The organism is Escherichia albertii NBRC 107761 = DSM 17582 (assembly GCF_000759775.1).
Lineage (GTDB): Bacteria > Pseudomonadota > Gammaproteobacteria > Enterobacterales > Enterobacteriaceae > Escherichia > Escherichia albertii.
In genome coordinates, this window is sequence record NZ_BBMY01000020.1 from 31,804 (window position 1) to 51,862 (window position 20,059).

Here is a 20,059-nt window from a genome sequence, read left to right on the forward strand (position 1 = left end):
TCAGGAAGAGAAACTCTTAACGATGAAAGGCAGTTATAAATCCCGTTGGGTAATCGTAATCGTGGTGGTTATCGCCGCCATCGCCGCATTCTGGTTCTGGCAAGGCCGCAATGAACCCCAGAGTGCAGCGCCAGGTGCGGCAAAACAAGCACAGCAGCCACCCGCAGGTGGTCGTCGTGGGATGCGTTCCGGCCCATTAGCCCCGGTTCAGGCTGCAACTGCCGTTGAACAGGCAGTGCCGCGTTATCTCACCGGGCTTGGCACTATTACCGCCGCTAATACTGTTACGGTGCGCAGCCGCGTGGACGGTCAACTGATGGCGTTGCATTTCCAGGAAGGTCAGCAGGTCAAAGCAGGTGATTTACTGGCAGAAATTGACCCCAGCCAGTTCAAAGTTGCATTAGCTCAAGCCCAGGGACAACTGGCAAAAGATAAAGCCACGCTTGCTAACGCCCGCCGTGATCTGGCGCGTTATCAGCAACTGGCAAAAACCAATCTCGTCTCCCGACAAGAGCTGGATGCGCAACAGGCGCTGGCCAGTGAAACCGAAGGCACCATTAAGGCCGATGAAGCCAGCGTTGCCAGCGCACAACTGCAACTCGACTGGAGCCGGATTACTGCGCCAGTCGATGGTCGTGTTGGTCTCAAGCAGGTGGATGTTGGTAACCAAATTTCCAGTGGCGATACCACCGGGATTGTGGTGATAACCCAGACACATCCTATCGATCTGGTCTTTACTCTGCCGGAAAGCGATATCGCCACCGTCGTGCAGGCACAAAAAGCCGGTAAACCGTTGGTGGTTGAAGCCTGGGATCGCACCAACTCGAAAAAATTAAGTGAAGGCACACTGTTAAGTCTCGATAACCAAATCGATGCCACGACAGGTACGATTAAAGTGAAAGCTCGCTTTAATAATCAGGATGATGCGCTGTTTCCCAATCAGTTTGTTAACGCGCGTATGTTAGTCGACACCGAACAAAACGCCGTGGTGATCCCCACCGCCGCCCTGCAAATGGGCAACGAAGGTCACTTTGTCTGGGTACTGAATAGCGAAAACAAAGTCAGCAAGCATCTGGTAACACCGGGGATTCAGGACAGCCAGAATGTGGTGATCCGCGCAGGTATTTCTGCGGGCGATCGCGTGGTGACAGACGGCATTGATCGTCTGACCGAAGGCGCCAAAGTGGAAGTAGTCGAAGGCCAGAAAGCGACCACGCCGGAAGAAAAAGCCGCCAGCCGCGAAGACACGAAAAAAGGAGCGCGCTCCTGATGCAGGTGTTACCTCCGAGCCGCACAGGTGGTCCGTCGCGCCTGTTTATTATGCGTCCTGTCGCCACCACGCTGCTGATGGTGGCGATCTTACTCGCAGGTCTCATCGGCTACCGCGTCCTGCCCGTTTCAGCACTGCCGGAAGTGGACTACCCGACCATTCAGGTGGTCACGCTCTACCCTGGCGCCAGCCCGGATGTCATGACCTCTGCCGTTACCGCCCCCCTTGAGCGCCAGTTCGGGCAGATGTCCGGCCTGAAACAGATGTCGTCGCAAAGTTCCGGTGGCGCATCGGTTATCACTTTGCAGTTCCAGCTAACATTACCGCTGGATGTCGCCGAGCAAGAAGTGCAGGCCGCGATTAACGCCGCCACTAACCTGTTGCCGAGCGATCTGCCTAACCCGCCGGTTTACAGCAAAGTGAACCCGGCAGATCCACCGATCATGACGCTCGCTGTCACCTCTACCTCCATGCCGATGACGCAAGTAGAAGATATGGTGGAAACCCGCGTCGCGCAGAAAATCTCGCAGATTTCCGGCGTCGGGCTGGTCACACTTTCCGGCGGGCAGCGTCCGGCGGTACGCGTCAAACTTAATGCTCAGGCGATTGCCGCCCTCGGACTGACCAGCGAAACCGTGCGCACCGCCATTACCGGTGCGAACGTTAACTCAGCGAAAGGGAGTCTTGACGGCCCTTCCCGCGCGGTCACGCTTTCCGCTAACGACCAGATGCAATCGGCAGAAGAGTACCGCCAGCTAATCATCGCCTACCAGAACGGCGCGCCGATTCGTCTGGGCGATGTCGCCACTGTAGAGCAAGGAGCAGAAAATAGCTGGCTCGGCGCATGGGCTAACAAAGAACAGGCCATCGTGATGAATGTTCAGCGCCAGCCAGGTGCTAACATTATCTCCACCGCCGACAGTATTCGCCAGATGCTGCCACAGCTTACCGAGAGTCTGCCGAAATCGGTGAAGGTGACGGTACTTTCTGACCGAACCACCAATATCCGCGCTTCAGTTGACGATACCCAGTTTGAACTGATGCTGGCTATCGCGCTGGTGGTAATGATTATCTACCTGTTTTTACGCAATATTCCGGCCACCATCATTCCTGGCGTTGCAGTGCCTTTGTCGTTAATCGGCACCTTCGCGGTCATGGTGTTTCTCGATTTTTCAATCAATAACCTGACGCTGATGGCGCTAACCATCGCCACCGGATTTGTGGTCGATGACGCCATCGTGGTGATCGAGAATATTTCCCGCTATATCGAAAAAGGCGAAAAACCGCTGGCGGCAGCACTCAAGGGGGCAGGTGAAATCGGCTTTACCATTATCTCGCTGACCTTCTCGCTGATTGCGGTACTGATCCCGCTGCTGTTTATGGGCGATATCGTCGGGCGACTGTTCCGCGAATTTGCCATTACTCTGGCGGTAGCGATTTTGATCTCAGCCGTAGTGTCACTCACCCTGACACCGATGATGTGCGCACGGATGCTCAGCCAAGAGTCATTGCGTAAACAAAACCGCTTCTCCCGCGCCTCGGAAAAAATGTTCGACAGGATTATCGCCGCCTATGGTCGCGGACTGGCAAAGGTGCTGAATCATCCGTGGCTGACCTTAAGCGTGGCGCTCAGCACGCTGCTGCTTAGCGTACTGTTATGGCTGTTCATTCCGAAAGGCTTCTTCCCGGTACAGGACAACGGCATTATTCAGGGTACGTTGCAGGCGCCGCAATCCAGTTCCTTTGCCAATATGGCCCAGCGCCAACGTCAGGTCGCGGACATAATATTGCAGGATCCAGCGGTACAAAGCCTGACCTCATTTGTGGGTGTTGATGGTACTAACCCATCGCTGAACAGTGCACGTTTGCAGATCAACCTCAAACCACTGGATGAACGTGATGATCGGGTACAAAAAGTGATTGCCCGACTACAAACAGCGGTTGATAAAGTACCGGGCGTCGATCTCTTCCTGCAACCAACGCAGGATCTGACTATTGATACTCAGGTCAGCCGCACGCAGTACCAGTTTACCTTGCAGGCTACATCACTGGATGCGCTCAGCACCTGGGTGCCGCAGCTCATGGAAAAACTCCAGCAACTGCCGCAGCTCTCTGATGTTTCCAGCGACTGGCAGGACAAAGGTCTGGTGGCGTATGTCAATGTCGACAGGGACAGCGCCAGCCGTCTGGGGATCAGCATGGCGGACGTCGATAACGCTCTGTACAACGCGTTTGGTCAGCGACTGATTTCCACGATTTATACTCAGGCCAACCAGTATCGCGTGGTGCTGGAGCACAACACGGAAAATACGCCAGGGCTGGCGGCGCTGGATACCATTCGCCTGACCAGCAGCGACGGCGGCGTGGTGCCGCTAAGCTCAATAGCCAAAATTGAGCAGCGTTTTGCGCCGCTCTCCATCAACCATCTGGATCAGTTTCCGGTAACGACCATCTCCTTTAACGTGCCGGATGACTATTCACTGGGCGATGCTGTACAGGCAATTATTGACACTGAGAAAACGCTGAATCTACCGGTAGATATCACCACGCAGTTCCAGGGCAGCACCCTCGCCTTCCAGTCGGCGCTGGGCAGCACGGTCTGGCTGATTGTCGCGGCGGTGGTGGCGATGTATATCGTGCTCGGCATTCTGTACGAGAGCTTTATTCACCCGATCACCATTCTCTCAACGCTGCCCACGGCAGGTGTTGGCGCACTGCTGGCGTTACTGATTGCCGGTAGCGAACTGGATGTGATCGCCATTATCGGCATTATTTTGCTGATCGGTATTGTGAAGAAAAACGCCATCATGATGATCGACTTCGCGCTGGCTGCCGAGCGTGAGCAAGGCATGTCGCCGCGTGATGCTATCTACCAGGCTTGTCTGCTCCGTTTTCGTCCAATCCTGATGACCACTCTGGCGGCACTGCTTGGCGCGTTGCCGCTGATGTTAAGTACCGGGGTCGGCGCAGAACTGCGTCGTCCGTTAGGCATTGGCATGGTCGGTGGTCTGGTTGTCAGCCAGGTGTTGACGCTGTTTACCACGCCGGTGATTTATCTACTGTTCGACCGTCTGGCATTGTGGACCAAAAGCCGCTTTGCCCGTCATGAAGAGGAGGCGTAAGTGAAGTTTTTTGCCCTCTTCATTTACCGCCCGGTGGCCACGATTTTATTGTCGGTCGCCATTACCCTGTGCGGCATACTGGGTTTCCGTATGCTGCCGGTGGCTCCGCTGCCGCAGGTCGATTTTCCGGTGATTATGGTCAGCGCCTCGCTGCCCGGTGCATCGCCGGAGACAATGGCATCTTCCGTAGCCACACCGCTGGAACGCTCGCTGGGGCGCATTGCCGGGGTCAGTGAAATGACCTCCAGCAGTTCACTTGGCAGCACGCGTATTATTTTGCAGTTTGATTTTGACCGGGATATCAACGGTGCGGCGCGTGATGTGCAGGCGGCAATCAACGCCGCACAAAGTCTGTTGCCCAGCGGGATGCCCAGCCGTCCGACCTATCGCAAAGCAAACCCGTCGGATGCGCCGATTATGATCCTGACGCTGACGTCCGATACTTATTCACAGGGGGAGCTGTACGATTTCGCCTCAACACAACTGGCCCCGACGATTTCGCAAATCGACGGTGTCGGTGATGTCGATGTCGGCGGTAGCTCACTTCCTGCGGTGCGCGTCGGGCTGAACCCGCAGGCGCTGTTTAATCAGGGCGTGTCGCTGGACGACGTACGCACTGCCATCAGTAATGCCAACGTGCGTAAGCCGCAGGGGGCGCTGGAAGATGGCACTCACCGCTGGCAAATCCAGACCAATGACGAACTGAAAACCGCCGCCGAATATCAGCCGCTGATTATTCACTACAACAACGGCGGCGCGGTTCGTCTGGGCGATGTGGCGACGGTGACCGACTCAGTGCAGGATGTGCGCAACGCCGGGATGACCAACGCCAAACCGGCTATTTTGCTGATGATCCGCAAGCTGCCGGAAGCCAATATTATCCAGACGGTTGACAGCATCCGGGCAAAATTACCGGAGTTGCAGGAGACCATTCCGGCGGCGATTGATCTGCAAATTGCTCAGGATCGCTCCCCCACCATTCGCGCCTCGCTGGAAGAAGTCGAGCAAACGCTGATTATCTCGGTGGCGCTGGTGATTCTGGTGGTATTTTTGTTCCTGCGTTCGGGTCGCGCCACTATTATTCCCGCCGTTGCGGTGCCGGTTTCGCTGATTGGTACGTTTGCCGCGATGTACCTGTGCGGATTTAGTCTCAATAACCTTTCGTTAATGGCGCTGACCATTGCTACTGGTTTCGTGGTGGATGACGCCATCGTGGTGCTGGAAAATATTGCCCGTCATCTGGAAGCGGGGATGAAACCGCTACAAGCCGCGCTACAGGGCTCTCGTGAAGTCGGCTTTACAGTGCTGTCAATGAGCCTGTCGCTGGTTGCCGTGTTCCTGCCGTTACTGTTAATGGGCGGATTGCCGGGGCGCCTGTTACGCGAGTTTGCCGTGACACTTTCTGTCGCCATTGGTATTTCGTTGCTGGTTTCCCTGACGCTGACGCCGATGATGTGCGGCTGGATGCTGAAAGCCAGTAAACCGCGCGAACAAACGCGACTGCGTGGTTTTGGTCGGATGCTGGTTGCCCTGCAACAAGGCTACGGTAAGTCGCTGAAATGGGTGCTCAATCATACCCGTCTGGTGGGCGTGGTGCTGCTTGGCACCATTGCGCTGAATATCTGGCTGTATATCTCGATCCCGAAAACCTTTTTCCCGGAACAAGACACAGGGGTGCTGATGGGCGGGATACAGGCGGATCAGAGTATTTCGTTTCAGGCGATGCGCGGCAAGTTGCAGGACTTCATGAAAATTATCCGTGACGATCCGGCGGTGGATAATGTCACTGGCTTTACCGGCGGTTCGCGGGTGAACAGCGGGATGATGTTTATCACTCTTAAACCACGCGGCGAGCGGAGCGAAACGGCCCAACAGATTATCGACCGCTTGCGTAAAAAACTGGCGAAAGAACCAGGAGCGAATCTGTTCCTGATGGCAGTACAAGATATTCGCGTTGGCGGACGTCAGGCTAACGCCAGCTACCAGTACACATTATTGTCCGACGATCTGGCGGCGCTACGTGAATGGGAGCCGAAAATCCGCAAAAAACTGGCAACATTGCCAGAACTGGCTGATGTTAACTCCGATCAGGAAGATAATGGCGCGGAGATGAACCTTATTTACGATCGCGACACCATGGCGCGGCTAGGAATTGACGTGCAGGCCGCCAACAGCCTGTTAAATAACGCCTTCGGTCAGCGACAAATCTCGACCATTTACCAGCCGATGAACCAATATCAGGTGGTGATGGAAGTCGATCCACGCTATACCCAGGACATCAGTGCTCTGGAAAAGATGTTCGTTATCAATAAAGAAGGCAAAGCGATCCCCTTGTCGTATTTCGCTAAATGGCAGCCGGCGAACGCCCCACTGTCGGTGAATCATCAGGGATTGTCGGCAGCCTCAACCATCTCGTTCAACTTGCCAACCGGGAAATCGCTTTCTGAGGCCAGCACGGCAATCGACCGTGCAATGACGCAACTTGGCGTACCTTCCAGCGTGCGCGGCAGTTTTGCCGGAACGGCGCAGGTGTTTCAGGAGACGATGAACTCACAGGTGATCCTGATTATCGCCGCCATCGCCACGGTATATATCGTACTGGGTATACTTTACGAGAGTTACGTGCATCCACTGACCATTCTCTCCACCCTACCCTCGGCGGGCGTCGGGGCGTTACTGGCGCTGGAACTGTTCAATGCCCCGTTCAGCCTAATCGCCCTGATAGGGATCATGCTATTAATCGGCATCGTGAAGAAAAATGCCATTATGATGGTCGATTTTGCGCTTGAAGCTCAACGACACGGGAATCTGACGCCGCAGGAAGCTATTTTCCAGGCCTGTCTGTTGCGTTTTCGCCCGATCATGATGACCACGCTGGCAGCACTGTTTGGCGCATTGCCGCTGGTCTTGTCAGGTGGCGACGGCTCAGAGCTGCGCCAACCGTTGGGGATCACCATTGTCGGCGGTCTGGTGATGAGCCAGCTCCTGACGCTGTATACCACGCCGGTGGTGTATCTCTTTTTCGACCGTCTGCGACTGCGTTTTTCGCGTACGCCTAAAGAAACGGTAACCGAGTAAATGACAGAACTTCCCGACAGCACCCGCTGGCAACTGTGGATTGTGGCTTTCGGCTTCTTTATGCAGTCGCTGGATACCACTATCGTTAACACCGCGCTTCCTTCAATGGCGCAAAGCCTGGGGGAAAGTCCACTGCATATGCACATGGTCATTGTCTCTTATGTGCTGACCGTGGCGGTGATGCTGCCTGCCAGCGGCTGGCTGGCAGACAAAGTCGGCGTACGCAATATTTTCTTTACCGCCATCGTGCTGTTTACTCTCGGTTCACTGTTTTGCGCACTTTCCGGCACGCTGAACGAACTGTTGCTGGCGCGCGCGTTACAGGGCGTCGGCGGCGCGATGATGGTGCCGGTCGGCAGGTTAACGGTGATGAAAATTGTTCCGCGCGAACAATATATGGCGGCGATGACTTTTGTCACGCTGCCCGGTCAGATTGGTCCGCTGCTCGGCCCGGCACTCGGCGGCCTGCTGGTAGAATACGCATCGTGGCACTGGATCTTTTTGATCAACATTCCGGTAGGGATTATCGGCGCGATCGCTACACTGATGTTGATGCCGAACTACACCATGCAGACACGGCGCTTCGATCTCTCCGGCTTTCTGTTGCTGGCGGTCGGCATGGCGGTACTAACGCTGGCGCTGGATGGCAGTAAAGGCACCGGGCTGTCGCTGCTAGCCATCACCGTGCTGGTGGCTGTGGGCGTGCTAGCCATTGTGCTTTATCTGCTACATGCCAGAAACAATCACCGCGCGCTGTTCAGTCTGAAACTGTTCCACACTCGTACCTTTTCGCTGGGCCTGGCGGGGAGCTTCGCCGGACGTGTCGGCAGCGGCATGCTACCTTTTATGACCCCCGTTTTCCTACAGATTGGCCTCGGCTTTTCGCCGTTTCACGCCGGATTGATGATGATCCCGATGGTGCTCGGCAGCATGGGGATGAAGCGAATTGTAGTACAGGTAGTGAATCGGTTTGGTTACCGTCGAGTGCTGGTGGCAACCACGCTGGGCCTGTCGCTGGTCACCCTACTGTTTATGACTACCGCTCTGCTCGGCTGGTACTACATTTTGCCGTTCGTCCTGTTTTTACAAGGGATGGTCAACTCGACCCGTTTCTCATCCATGAATACCCTGGCGCTGAAGGATCTGCCGGACAGGCTGGCGAGCAGCGGCAACAGCCTGCTGTCGATGATTATGCAATTATCGATGAGTATCGGCGTCACCATTGCCGGGCTTTTACTGGGATTTTTTGGTTCGCAGCATATCAGCGGCGCCACACAAACCGTCTTTATGTACACCTGGCTTAGCATGGCGTTTATCATCGCTCTTCCGGCACTCGTCTTTGCCAGGGTTCCGAATGATACGCATCAAAATGTGGCTATTTCACGGCGAAAAAGGAGCGCGCAATGAAGTTCTGGCGGCCCGGTATTACCGGCAAACTGTTTCTGGCAATCTTCGCCACCTGCATTGTCTTGCTAATCACGATGCATTGGGCGGTGCGCATCAGTTTTGAGCGTGGTTTTATTGATTACATCAAGTATGGTAACGAACAACGGCTGCAAATGCTCGGCGACGCGCTGGGGGAGCAGTACGCTCAGCATGGTAACTGGCGTTTCCTGCGTAATAATGATCGCTTTGTGTTTCAGATCCTACGTTCGCTGGAGCACGATAACAACGAAGATAAACCCGGCCCCGGCATGCCGCCGCACGGTTGGCGCACGCAGTTCTGGGTGGTTGATCAAAACAATAAAGTGCTGGTTGGTCCGCGAGCGCCTGTTCCACCGGACGGCACGCGGCGACCGATTATGGTCAATGGTGTAGAAGTTGGCGCGGTGATCGCCTCCCCTGTTGAACGACTTACCCGCAATACCGATATCAATTTCGATAGACAACAGCGGCAAACCAGTTGGCTGATTGTGGCTTTATCTACCTTACTGGCGGCGCTGGCGACATTCCCACTGGCGCGCGGTTTGCTGGCCCCGGTGAAACGACTGGTGGATGGTACGCACAAACTGGCGGCAGGCGATTTTACTACTCGCGTAACACCCACCAGCGAAGATGAACTGGGCAGGCTGGCGCAGGACTTCAACCAGCTCGCCAGCACACTGGAGAAAAACCAGCAAATGCGCCGCGATTTTATGGCCGATATTTCTCACGAACTGCGCACACCTTTAGCGGTACTGCGCGGCGAACTGGAAGCTATCCAGGATGGCGTGCGTAAATTCACGCCGGAGACGGTGGCTTCTTTACAGGCGGAGGTCGGTACACTGACCAAACTGGTTGACGATCTCCATCAGTTGTCGATGTCTGATGAAGGCGCTCTCGCCTATCAAAAAGCACCGGTAGATTTGATCCCTCTGCTGGAAGTCGTGGGCGGTGCGTTTCGCGAACGCTTCGCCAGTCGTGGCCTGAAACTGCAATTTTCGCTGCCAGACAGCATTACCGTATTTGGCGATCGCGACCGTTTAATGCAGTTATTCAATAATTTACTGGAAAACAGCCTGCGCTACACCGACAGCGGCGGCAGCCTGCAAATCTCTGCCGAACAGCACGATAAAACGGTGCGCCTGACCTTTGCCGACAGCGCGCCGGGCGTCAGTGACGATCAACTGCAAAAATTGTTTGAACGTTTTTATCGCACCGAAGGTTCCCGCAACCGTGCCAGCGGAGGTTCCGGGCTGGGGCTGGCGATTTGCCTGAACATTGTTGAAGCACATAATGGCCGCATTATTGCCGCCCATTCGCCTTTTGGCGGGGTAAGCATTACAGTAGAGTTACCGCTGGAACGAGATTTACAGGGAGAAGCATGACCGAGTTACCCATCGACGAAAACACGCCACGCATTTTAATCGTGGAAGATGAACCCAAGCTGGGGCAGTTGCTCATCGATTATCTGCGCGCCGCGAGCTATGCGCCAACACTTATCAGTCACGGCGATCAGGTATTGCCGTACATACGCCAGACGCCGCCAGATCTGATCCTGTTGGATCTGATGCTGCCAGGCACCGATGGACTGACACTATGCCGGGAAATTCGTCGTTTTTCCGATGTCCCAATCATAATGGTAACGGCAAAAATCGAAGAAATAGACCGTTTGTTGGGGCTGGAAATTGGTGCTGATGATTACATCTGTAAACCGTACAGTCCGCGGGAAGTGGTGGCGCGCGTTAAAACCATTTTGCGTCGCTGCAAACCGCAGCGCGAGTTGCAGCAACAAGATGCCGAAAGCCCGTTGATTATCGACGAAGGTCGGTTTCAGGCTTCATGGCGCGGTAAAATGCTTGACCTGACGCCTGCAGAATTTCGTCTGCTGAAAACGCTCTCCCATGAACCGGGTAAAGTATTCTCCCGCGAGCAATTGCTGAACCATCTTTATGACGACTACCGCGTGGTAACCGACCGTACCATCGACAGCCACATTAAAAACCTGCGCCGCAAGCTGGAATCCCTCGACGTCGAACAGTCATTTATTCGCGCCGTTTATGGCGTCGGCTACCGTTGGGAAGCCGACGCCTGCCGCATCGTTTAGTTTTTGCGTCATTAGCCTGTAAGCCGGAGAAGGTGTTCACGCCGCCTCCGGCATCAGTATTCGCACATTGCCAACAACCTGACATTTTCTCCTTACTGGCAACCGCCTGAAAATCACTCATACTTTAATCGGTAAACAGTACCTTTAGATGCTATTTTCGATACGCAATTTCAATCAAGGAGTCATTATGGCTGGTTGGTTTGAACTCGGTAAAAGCAGTGATAATCAGTTTCGGTTTGTACTAAAAGCAGGCAATGGCGAGATTATTCTCACCAGTGAGCTGTATACCTCAAAAGCCTCTGCGGAAAAGGGGATCGCTTCAGTACGCAGCAATAGCTCACAGGACGAACGCTATGAGAAAAAAACGGCGAGCAACGGCAAGTTTTATTTCAATCTGAAAGCCGCCAATCATCAGATTATCGGCACCAGCCAGATGTACGCCACCGCGCAATCTCGTGAAACCGGAATTGCCTCTGTTAAAGTCAATGGCGCCAGCCAGACAGTGAAAGACAATACCTAATTGTTATGCCGGGCGTGGGTTGTTGACGTCCGGCGCTTTACCAGATCCCCCCTACAGCGCTACAATGCCCGCCCTTAAAGTGGGGGCACTCCCCTAACCGCTTCATCAGGTGAAGCGGATCTGACCTGTCATCAGAACGAGAGAATTATGTTTAAACCGGAACTCCTTTCCCCGGCGGGAACGCTGAAAAATATGCGTTACGCTTTCGCTTATGGCGCAGATGCTGTTTATGCGGGCCAGCCGCGTTACTCCCTGCGCGTGCGCAATAATGAATTCAACCATGAAAATCTCCAGCTCGGCATCAATGAAGCACACGCTCTGGGGAAAAAGTTTTATGTCGTGGTCAATATTGCACCGCACAACGCCAAGCTGAAAACTTTTATCCGTGACCTGAAACCGGTGGTGGAAATGGGGCCGGATGCGCTGATTATGTCCGATCCGGGGCTGATTATGCTGGTGCGTGAGCACTTTCCTGAAATGCCGATCCACCTCTCAGTACAGGCTAACGCCGTGAACTGGGCAACGGTGAAATTCTGGCAGCAAATGGGCCTGACCCGCGTGATCCTCTCTCGCGAGCTGTCGCTGGAAGAGATTGAAGAGATCCGTAATCAGGTGCCGGATATGGAGCTTGAGATCTTCGTTCACGGCGCACTGTGCATGGCCTACTCCGGTCGCTGCCTGCTCTCTGGCTATATCAACAAACGCGACCCGAACCAGGGCACCTGCACTAACGCCTGCCGCTGGGAGTACAACGTACAGGAAGGCAAAGAAGATGAAGTCGGCAACATCGTACACAAGTACGAACCGATTCCGGTACAAAATGTTGAGCCGACGCTGGGGATCGGCGCGCCAACTGACAAAGTGTTTATGATCGAAGAAGCCCAGCGTCCGGGCGAATATATGACCGCGTTCGAAGATGAACACGGCACTTACATCATGAACTCGAAAGACCTGCGCGCCATCGCCCACGTTGAGCGCCTGACTAAAATGGGCGTACATTCGCTGAAAATCGAAGGTCGTACCAAATCTTTCTACTATTGTGCTCGTACCGCGCAGGTTTATCGTAAAGCGATTGATGATGCGGCGGCGGGCAAACCGTTCGATACCAGCCTGCTGGAAACGCTGGAAGGTCTGGCTCATCGTGGTTATACCGAAGGATTCCTGCGTCGCCATACTCACGACGATTATCAGAACTACGAATACGGTTATTCGGTTTCTGATCGCCAACAGTTTGTTGGTGAGTTTACCGGTGAACGCAAAGGCAACTTTGCTGCTGTAGCGGTGAAAAATAAATTCTCCGTTGGCGACAGCCTTGAGCTGATGACGCCACAAGGCAACATTAACTTTACCCTTGAGCACATGGAAAACGCCAAAGGTGAAGCAATGCCGGTCGCACCTGGCGATGGTTATACTGTGTGGATCCCAGTACCGCAGGATCTTGAGCTGAATTACGCGCTGTTGATGCGTAATTTTTCCGGGGAAACCACGCGTAATCCGCACGGTAAGTAATTAATTTCGATTATTTTTCCCGGATGGAAAATTCTTAGAAACCGATCACATACAGCTGCATTTATTATGGTTATCATCCGTTTCGCTGAAAAACATAACCCATAAAATGCTAGCTGTACCAGGAACCACCTCCTTAGCCTGTGTAATCTCCCTTACGCAGGCTTATTTTTTACGCGTAATTTAATGAAATAATAGGGTTTATTTCTGATCGCGTCCACTGTAAGTATCCCGCATAATCATGTCATTCACGTTTAGAGATCCTCCGGCATAATCAATCTGCCAACGAAGGAGCTCGCTATATGTAAAATCCGTTTTACTGAACATCAGGTCATCGCTGTGATTAAGTCGGTTGAAACCGGATAAACCGTTAAAGATATCTGCCAGGTAGCCTGGTATCTCTGAAACCACCTACTACAACTGGAAGTCAAGGTACGACGGTATGGAAGCTTCTGATATAGAAAAGCTCAAGGAGCTTGAGGGCAAGAACCTCCATCTCAAACAGATGTTTGCCGACCTGAGTCTGGAGTTCGTAAGCCGATAGCATAATGTAATGTTTATTAATAAATCCCCACTTCGCCCACCCGCTTCGCAGAGTTGTTTTAATGCCGTTGCATGAGCACTTCAGGAACGCGTCAGCACTAGTGATAACTAACAATAAAAGCATTTTCTGGCGCATGCGACTCCATATCACCAGACTGTCACAACAATAGAGCAGCGATAAAAACTTAACAATTAACACGTATATTACACAAAAGAACAACATAATTAACAAAAACACAACCAAGATCACATAAATAAAAATTAACAATTGACCTGTAGTTCATCATTTGTAAATTCATGATTTATGTCAATTGAGTCTGGAGCTCAAAATGACTTTATAAGTTACAAAAAACAATTAAATAAAAATTAAAAACATCAAATAAAAAACAGCACAATAACATCAAGTTTCATTTCAAAGAACAATTGCCACTGAAACTATATACTTTTATTTAGTCCTATCTGTTAATACACAATTTTTAAGTATTCACCATAAAACAACTAAGGAAATCTAAACAGCTAAGGCCCCAATCCAAAGGAGATTCACCAATGTAAATTCTTATACCTCCATTAACTTCTACTATCTTTATCATAAACAGGACCATAATAATGGATAATAAACGCACATCTATTTTTATAGCTGGAGTCTTGATACCCATTTTATTAAATGGCTGCTCATCAGGAAAAAATAAAGCTTATCTTGACCCCAAAGTTTTTCCTCCTCAAGTGGAAGGAGGACCAACCATTCCTTCCCCCGATGAGCCCGGACTTCCATTGCCCGGGCCAGGACCGGCACTGCCCACAAATGCGCCAATCCCTATCCCTGTACCAGGTACTGCACCCGCAGTATCTTTAATGAATATGGATGGCTCAGTTCTCACAATGTGGAGCCGCGGAGCTGGTTCATCATTATGGGCGTATTATATCAGCGACTCCAATTCATTTGGGGAACTACGTAATTGGCAGATTATGCCCGGAACAAGGCCAAATACGATACAGTTTCGCAATGTAGACGTTGGTACCTGTATGACAAGCTTCCCGGGATTTAAAGGAGGTGTACTACTTTCTACTGCACCTTGCCAGTTTGGACCACAACGCTTCGATTTCCAGCCAATGGCAACACGCAATGGTAATTACCAGTTAAAATCGTTATCTACAGGTTTATGCATCAGAGCGAATTTTTTAGGAAGAACACCATCATCTCCGTACGCAACAACATTAACAATGGAGCGTTGCCCATCAAGTGGAGAGAGAAACTTTGAATTCATGTGGTCCATAAGCGAACCATTAAGGCCGGCTCTGGCCACGATTGCTAAGCCAGAAATACGCCCATTTCCACCGATGCCAATAGAACCGGATGAGCATTCAACTGGAGGAGAACAATGAAAAAATATATTATATCTCTGATAGTGTTTTTATCATTTTACGCTCAAGCAGATTTAACTGATTTTCGCGTTGCGACCTGGAACCTTCAAGGAGCATCCGCTACGACTGAAAGTAAATGGAATATAAATGTCCGGCAATTAGTTTCTGGTGAAAATGCTGTAGACATTTTAGCTGTACAAGAGGCAGGTTCCCCACCATCAACGGCTGTAGATACAGGTAGAGTTATTCCTTCCCCAGGAATTCCTGTCCGAGAACTTATCTGGAATTTGTCGACAAATAGTAGGCCACAACAAGTATATATATATTTTTCTGCTGTTGATGCCCTTGGTGGAAGAGTCAATCTTGCTCTGGTTAGCAATCGGCAGGCCGATGAGGTGTTTGTTCTTAGCCCGGTAAGGCAAGGAGGACGACCATTGCTTGGCATACGAATTGGTAATGATGCATTTTTCACTGCACATGCTATAGCTGCGCGAAACAATGACGCGCCTGAACTTGTTGAAGAAGTATATAGCTTCTTCCGCGACAGCAGAGACCCAGTACACCAGGCGCTTAACTGGATGATTCTTGGCGATTTTAACCGTGAACCTGCAGATTTAGAGATGAACCTAACCGTTCCTGTAAGAAATGCATCTGAAATTATTTTCCCTGCGGCAGCAACACAAACCAGTCGACGAACGTTAGATTATGCTGTGGCAGGAAACGCAGTGGCCTTTAGACCATTTCCACTACAAGCGGGAATTGTGTATGGAGCCAGAAGGACTCAAATATCTTCAGATCATTACCCTGTTGGCGTATCCAGACGGTAAGAGAGGTTATCATAATGAAAAGATTAGCGATTATTTTTACTATGCTACTAATAGCAGGATGTTCCTCATCACAGGAAGCCGCCAATAATCAGATAGATGAATTAGGAAAAGAAAATAATTCTCTATTCACATTCCGCAATATTCAAAGTGGCTTGATGATTCATAATGGATTAGATCTGCATGGTCGAGAGACTATTGGATGGGAAATAGTTCCTGTGAAAACACCTGAAGAAGCTCTTGTTACCGATCAAAGCGGGTGGATAATGATTCGAACGCCAAACACAGACCAATGTTTAGGGACTCCTGATGGAAGGAACCTGCTAAAAATGACGTGTAATCCAACAGATAAGAAAACGCTTTTTTCTCTCATACCGTCAACAACAGGGGCGGTACAAATCAAAAGCGTTCTGTCTGGACTTTGTTTCTTAGATAGTAAAAATAGCGGACTAAGTTTTGAAACAGGGAAATGTATTGCTGACATAAAAAAACCATTTGAAGTTGTACCACAGAACCATTTGTGGATGTTGAACCCATTAAATACTGAATCACCCGTTGTTTAACCTCATCATTGCCCGGCATTTTGCCGGGCACATAAAAAGCATTATCGTAATAAGTTAAACCTCTACTTTGCCTTATACTCTAAATAGTTGCGCCGAATAGTAGATCACTTAAAGAGAACTCAGACAGGGGAATTGTTCCGATCTCATCAATTTGTAGTGGTCATTTATGTGTATTAGCTCAAACCCGCATTGTACCGTTGAAAGCCCCTACTGGTAGCGCCCTATATCCCCCTTACGCAGGCTTATTTTTTTGTACCGCGACTTTCATCCTGTTCTGACTCTGCCTTTTCTTTTCTGCTCTACACTTTCTTCAGACCAACGATTAAAGGCGAGCAACCATGACAGATTTCCCCGTCAGTTTACTGATTCTTAACGGCAAAAGCGCTGATAATGCAGCATTGCGCGAAGCTATCATGCTATTGCGTGAAGAAGGAATGACGATCCATGTGCGGGTCACCTGGGAGAAAGGCGATGCTGCACGATTTGTAGAAGAAGCCCGGAAACTGGGCGTCGCGACAGTGATTGCCGGTGGCGGCGATGGCACCATTAATGAAGTCTCCACAGCGTTGATTCAGTGTGAGAGGGATGACATACCCGCGCTGGGAATTTTGCCATTGGGAACAGCGAATGATTTTGCCACCAGCGTGGGGATCCCTGAGGCACTGGATAAGGCGCTGAAACTGGCAATTGCCGGTAATGCTGTTGCGATTGATGTGGCGCAGGTCAACCAGCAAACCTGCTTTATCAATATGGCGACGGGCGGATTTGGTACGCGCATCACCACGGAAACACCGGAGAAATTAAAAGCCGCACTGGGTGGCGTCTCTTACATCATTCACGGATTAATGCGCATGGATACACTGCAACCGGACCATTGTGAAATCCGCGGCGAACATTTTCACTGGCAAGGAGATGCGCTGATTATTGGCATTGGTAATGGGCGTCAGGCGGGTGGCGGGCAGCAGTTATGCCCAAATGCGCTGATTAACGACGGCTTATTGCAACTACGCATTTTCACTGGTGACGACATTATTCCCGCCCTTGTTTCGACATTAAAGTCAGACGAAGAAAACCCGAATATTATCGAAGGCGCTTCGGCGTGGTTCGAAATAGAATCACCGCACGACATCACCTTTAATCTCGATGGCGAGCCATTGAATGGGCGAAAATTTCGTATTGAAATGCTTCCGGCGGCGTTGCATTGCCGATTACCACCAGATTGCCCATTATTGCGTTAATTAAAAGTTAATTCTCTCCAGAATAAGGGAGCATCAGTTTTGCCGGATGCGGCGTGAACGCCTTATCCGGCCTACGGGGTAGTGCTCGCATCAGGCGATAGTAATTTTGCTATCGAGATAAACGTCCTGCACGGCGTTAATCAGTTTCACGCCGTCGGCCATCGATTTCTTGAACGCTTTACGTCCAAGAATCAGCCCCATGCCACCTGCGCGTTTGTTGATGACCGCAGTACGCACCGCATCGCTGAGGTCAGTTTCGCCACCTGCGGCTCCACCGGAGTTTATCAATCCTGCGCGGCCCATATAGCAGTTAGCTAACTGATAACGCACCAGATCAATCGGATTTTCGCTGGTCAGCTTGCTGTACACGCGATCGTCGGTGTAACCGTAGTTAATCGCTTTATAGCCGCCGTTATTCTCTGCCATTTTCTGTTTAACGATGTCGGCACCAATGGTCGCCGCCAGATGATTCGCCTGCCCGGTCAGGTCGGCGGATACATGGTAATCAACGCCATCTTTCTTAAATGCAGAGTTACGCAGATACGCCCACAGCACAGTGACCATGCCCAGCTCATGCGCACGTTCAAAGGCCGCAGAAATTTCTTCAATCTGACGACGTGACTCTTCCGAGCCAAAATAAATGGTCGCGCCAACCGCCACCGCGCCCATATTGAACGCCTGTTCTACGCTGGCATACAGCGTTTGATCATAGGTATTCGGGTAGCTTAACGTTTCGTTGTGATTGAGTTTGACGAGGAAAGGAATACGGTGCGCGTAACGCCGCGATACTGATGCCAGCACGCCGTAGGTCGACGCCACACAGTTGCAGCCAGCTTCAATCGCCAGTTCAACAATATTCTTCGGGTCGAAATAGAGCGGATTAGCGGCAAATGAAGCCCCCGCAGAATGCTCAACCCCCTGGTCCACGGGCAGAATAGAAAGATATCCAGTTCCTGCCAGACGCCCGGTGTTGTACAGAGTTTGCATATTACGTAGCACTGCTGGCGGACGATTATTATCCATCATCACGCGGTCTACGTAGTCATGTCCAGGGAGATAAAGCTGGTCAGAAGGAATAGTCATACAACGATGCTGTAAAAGGTTGTCGGCGTCTTTGCCAAGCAACTGCGCAATATCTGTCATTACTATGCTCCCGTAAATTCCGATTAGATATCGGCTATGGATTGTCCTGGCCCGCTTTCCGCGGACAATCATAATCCTGGCTGCTATACGCGATTTTTTCCATCTTTCGGCTGTTTTTTCAGCGTTTACTATTGGCACTATTCATCAGAAAAGTGTTATAGCGGTCAAGTTTTCACCTTAAAGGTATTTAAAAGGTATTATTAAGTGGTATTGTCATCGCGTACCTTACATTACCTGTCATGAAGGAATTAAAAGATGAAAACAACAGCAAAGCTGTCGTTCATGATGTTTGTTGAATGGTTTATCTGGGGCGCGTGGTTCGTACCATTGTGGCTGTGGTTAAGTAAAAGCGGTTTTAGTGCCGGAGAAATTGGTTGGTCGTATGCCTGTACCGCCATTGCGGCGATCCTGTCGCCGATTCTGGTTGGATCTATCACCGACCGCTTTTTCTCGGCGCAGAAAGTGCTGGCAGTGTTGATGTTTGCTGGTGCCGTACTGATGTATTTCGCTGCACAACAGACAACGTTTGCCGGGTTCTTCCCGTTACTGCTGGCCTACTCGCTAACCTATATGCCGACCATTGCACTGACTAACAGTATCGCCTTTGCCAATGTGCCAGATGTTGAGCGTGATTTTCCGCGCATCCGCGTGATGGGTACCATCGGCTGGATTGCTTCTGGTCTGGCGTGTGGCTTCTTGCCGCAAATGCTGGGTTATGCCGATATCTCACCAACCAATATTCCGCTGCTGATCACCGCCGCAAGTTCGGCACTGCTGGGCGTTTTTGCGTTGTTCTTGCCAGATACGCCGCCAAAAAGCACCGGTAAAATGGATATAAAAGTTATGCTCGGCCTGGATGCGTTGATCCTGCTGCGTGATAAAAACTTCCTCGTCTTTTTCTTCTGTTCATTCCTGTTTGCAATGCCGCTGGCGTTCTACTACATCTTTGCCAACGGTTATCTGACCGAAGTCGGTATGAAAAACGCCACCGGCTGGATGACGCTCGGTCAGTTCTCTGAAATCTTCTTTATGCTGGCATTGCCGTTTTTCACCAAACGTTTTGGTATCAAAAAGGTATTATTGCTTGGTCTGGTCACCGCCGCGATCCGCTATGGATTCTTTATTTACGGCAGTGCGGATGAATATTTCACTTACGCGCTATTGTTCCTCGGCATTTTGCTGCACGGCGTAAGTTACGATTTTTACTACGTTACCGCCTACATCTATGTCGATAAAAAAGCACCGGTGCATATGCGAACCGCCGCACAGGGGCTGATTACGCTTTGCTGCCAGGGCTTCGGCAGTTTGCTCGGTTACCGTCTTGGCGGCGTAATGATGGAGAAAATGTTCGCGTATCAGGGGTG

14 protein-coding genes and 1 pseudogene are annotated in these 20,059 nt (G+C 51.2%); 14 read left to right on the forward strand and 1 reads right to left on the reverse strand.

Annotated features, from left to right (window positions below; genetic code table 11):
- Positions 1-22 precede the first annotated feature (22 nt).
- The 13 genes and pseudogenes from mdtA to yegS all read left to right on the forward strand — a co-directional run bounded on the left by mdtA (position 23) and on the right by yegS (position 17,552).
- Positions 23-1,270 carry a multidrug efflux RND transporter subunit MdtA gene (gene mdtA, locus EA14781_RS05840; protein WP_024164764.1) on the forward strand — a complete coding sequence of 416 codons (1,248 nt, stop codon included), beginning with the start codon at positions 23-25 and terminating at the stop codon, positions 1,268-1,270.
- The gene (gene mdtB / locus EA14781_RS05845; RefSeq protein WP_001197820.1) at positions 1,270-4,392 is read left to right on the forward strand and encodes a multidrug efflux RND transporter permease subunit MdtB; all 3,123 of its coding nucleotides are present in this window, start codon (positions 1,270-1,272) and stop codon (positions 4,390-4,392) included. Before mdtA ends, mdtB begins: the two co-directional genes overlap by 1 nt.
- A complete protein-coding gene (gene mdtC, locus EA14781_RS05850) occupies positions 4,393-7,470 on the forward strand; it encodes a multidrug efflux RND transporter permease subunit MdtC (protein WP_000667522.1) in 3,078 nt (1,025 codons plus the stop codon).
- Positions 7,471-8,877, forward strand: coding sequence for an MFS transporter (locus tag EA14781_RS05855; RefSeq protein ID WP_000137835.1), 1,407 nt, complete (start codon positions 7,471-7,473; stop codon positions 8,875-8,877).
- Positions 8,874-10,277, forward strand: a complete 1,404-nt coding sequence (gene baeS, locus EA14781_RS05860) for an envelope stress sensor histidine kinase BaeS (protein ID WP_000675182.1) — start codon at positions 8,874-8,876, stop codon at positions 10,275-10,277. The genes EA14781_RS05855 and baeS overlap by 4 nt, the downstream gene beginning before the upstream one ends.
- Complete coding sequence (baeR, locus tag EA14781_RS05865; RefSeq protein WP_000137865.1) at positions 10,274-10,996, forward strand: envelope stress response regulator BaeR; 723 nt, start codon at positions 10,274-10,276, stop codon at positions 10,994-10,996. The genes baeS and baeR overlap by 4 nt, the downstream gene beginning before the upstream one ends.
- A 187-nt stretch (positions 10,997-11,183) precedes the next feature.
- The gene (locus EA14781_RS05870) at positions 11,184-11,516 is read left to right on the forward strand and encodes a YegP family protein (protein WP_002461848.1); all 333 of its coding nucleotides are present in this window, start codon (positions 11,184-11,186) and stop codon (positions 11,514-11,516) included.
- A gap of 147 nt (positions 11,517-11,663) precedes the next feature.
- Positions 11,664-13,025: a prephenate-dependent tRNA uridine(34) hydroxylase TrhP gene (gene trhP, locus EA14781_RS05875; RefSeq protein WP_000476034.1), complete on the forward strand. Its 1,362-nt coding sequence runs from the start codon at positions 11,664-11,666 to the stop codon at positions 13,023-13,025.
- 297 nt (positions 13,026-13,322) lie between these two features.
- Positions 13,323-13,551, forward strand: a pseudogene (locus EA14781_RS05880) (transposase); the annotation flags it as partial.
- Between the two features lie 620 nt (positions 13,552-14,171).
- Positions 14,172-14,948, forward strand: a complete 777-nt coding sequence (gene cdtA / locus EA14781_RS22760) for a cytolethal distending toxin type II subunit CdtA (RefSeq protein ID WP_000369180.1) — start codon at positions 14,172-14,174, stop codon at positions 14,946-14,948.
- Positions 14,945-15,754, forward strand: a complete 810-nt coding sequence (cdtB, locus tag EA14781_RS05890; protein WP_000759937.1) for a cytolethal distending toxin type III/V nuclease subunit CdtB — start codon at positions 14,945-14,947, stop codon at positions 15,752-15,754. Before cdtA ends, cdtB begins: the two co-directional genes overlap by 4 nt.
- Positions 15,755-15,768: 14 nt before the next feature.
- A complete protein-coding gene (locus EA14781_RS05895) occupies positions 15,769-16,314 on the forward strand; it encodes an RICIN domain-containing protein (protein ID WP_000824786.1) in 546 nt (181 codons plus the stop codon).
- Between the two features lie 338 nt (positions 16,315-16,652).
- Complete coding sequence (gene yegS, locus EA14781_RS05900) at positions 16,653-17,552, forward strand: lipid kinase YegS (RefSeq protein WP_000129169.1); 900 nt, start codon at positions 16,653-16,655, stop codon at positions 17,550-17,552.
- A gap of 90 nt (positions 17,553-17,642) precedes the next feature.
- On the opposite strand, the gene fbaB is transcribed toward yegS, so the two are convergent.
- Positions 17,643-18,695, reverse strand: coding sequence for a class I fructose-bisphosphate aldolase (gene fbaB, locus EA14781_RS05905; protein WP_000129582.1), 1,053 nt, complete (start codon positions 18,693-18,695; stop codon positions 17,643-17,645).
- A 255-nt stretch (positions 18,696-18,950) separates the two neighbouring features.
- On the opposite strand from fbaB, the gene EA14781_RS05910 reads away from it, so the two are divergent.
- Positions 18,951-20,059, forward strand: a 1,109-nt coding sequence (locus EA14781_RS05910) for a nucleoside permease (protein WP_000858514.1), incomplete at its 3' end; no start/stop codon positions are given.

Coding starts and splice junctions, on each gene's coding strand:
- baeS (WP_000675182.1), top strand. CDS start 8,874: ATGAAGTTCTGGCGGCCCGGTATTACCGGCAAACTGTTTCTGGCAATC.
- yegS (WP_000129169.1), top strand. CDS start 16,653: ATGACAGATTTCCCCGTCAGTTTACTGATTCTTAACGGCAAAAGCGCT.
- baeR (WP_000137865.1), top strand. CDS start 10,274: ATGACCGAGTTACCCATCGACGAAAACACGCCACGCATTTTAATCGTG.
- cdtB (WP_000759937.1), top strand. CDS start 14,945: ATGAAAAAATATATTATATCTCTGATAGTGTTTTTATCATTTTACGCT.
- cdtA (WP_000369180.1), top strand. CDS start 14,172: ATGGATAATAAACGCACATCTATTTTTATAGCTGGAGTCTTGATACCC.
- trhP (WP_000476034.1), top strand. CDS start 11,664: ATGTTTAAACCGGAACTCCTTTCCCCGGCGGGAACGCTGAAAAATATG.
- mdtA (WP_024164764.1), top strand. CDS start 23: ATGAAAGGCAGTTATAAATCCCGTTGGGTAATCGTAATCGTGGTGGTT.
- EA14781_RS05870 (WP_002461848.1), top strand. CDS start 11,184: ATGGCTGGTTGGTTTGAACTCGGTAAAAGCAGTGATAATCAGTTTCGG.
- mdtB (WP_001197820.1), top strand. CDS start 1,270: ATGCAGGTGTTACCTCCGAGCCGCACAGGTGGTCCGTCGCGCCTGTTT.
- fbaB (WP_000129582.1), bottom strand. CDS start 18,695: ATGACAGATATTGCGCAGTTGCTTGGCAAAGACGCCGACAACCTTTTA.
- EA14781_RS05895 (WP_000824786.1), top strand. CDS start 15,769: ATGAAAAGATTAGCGATTATTTTTACTATGCTACTAATAGCAGGATGT.
- EA14781_RS05855 (WP_000137835.1), top strand. CDS start 7,471: ATGACAGAACTTCCCGACAGCACCCGCTGGCAACTGTGGATTGTGGCT.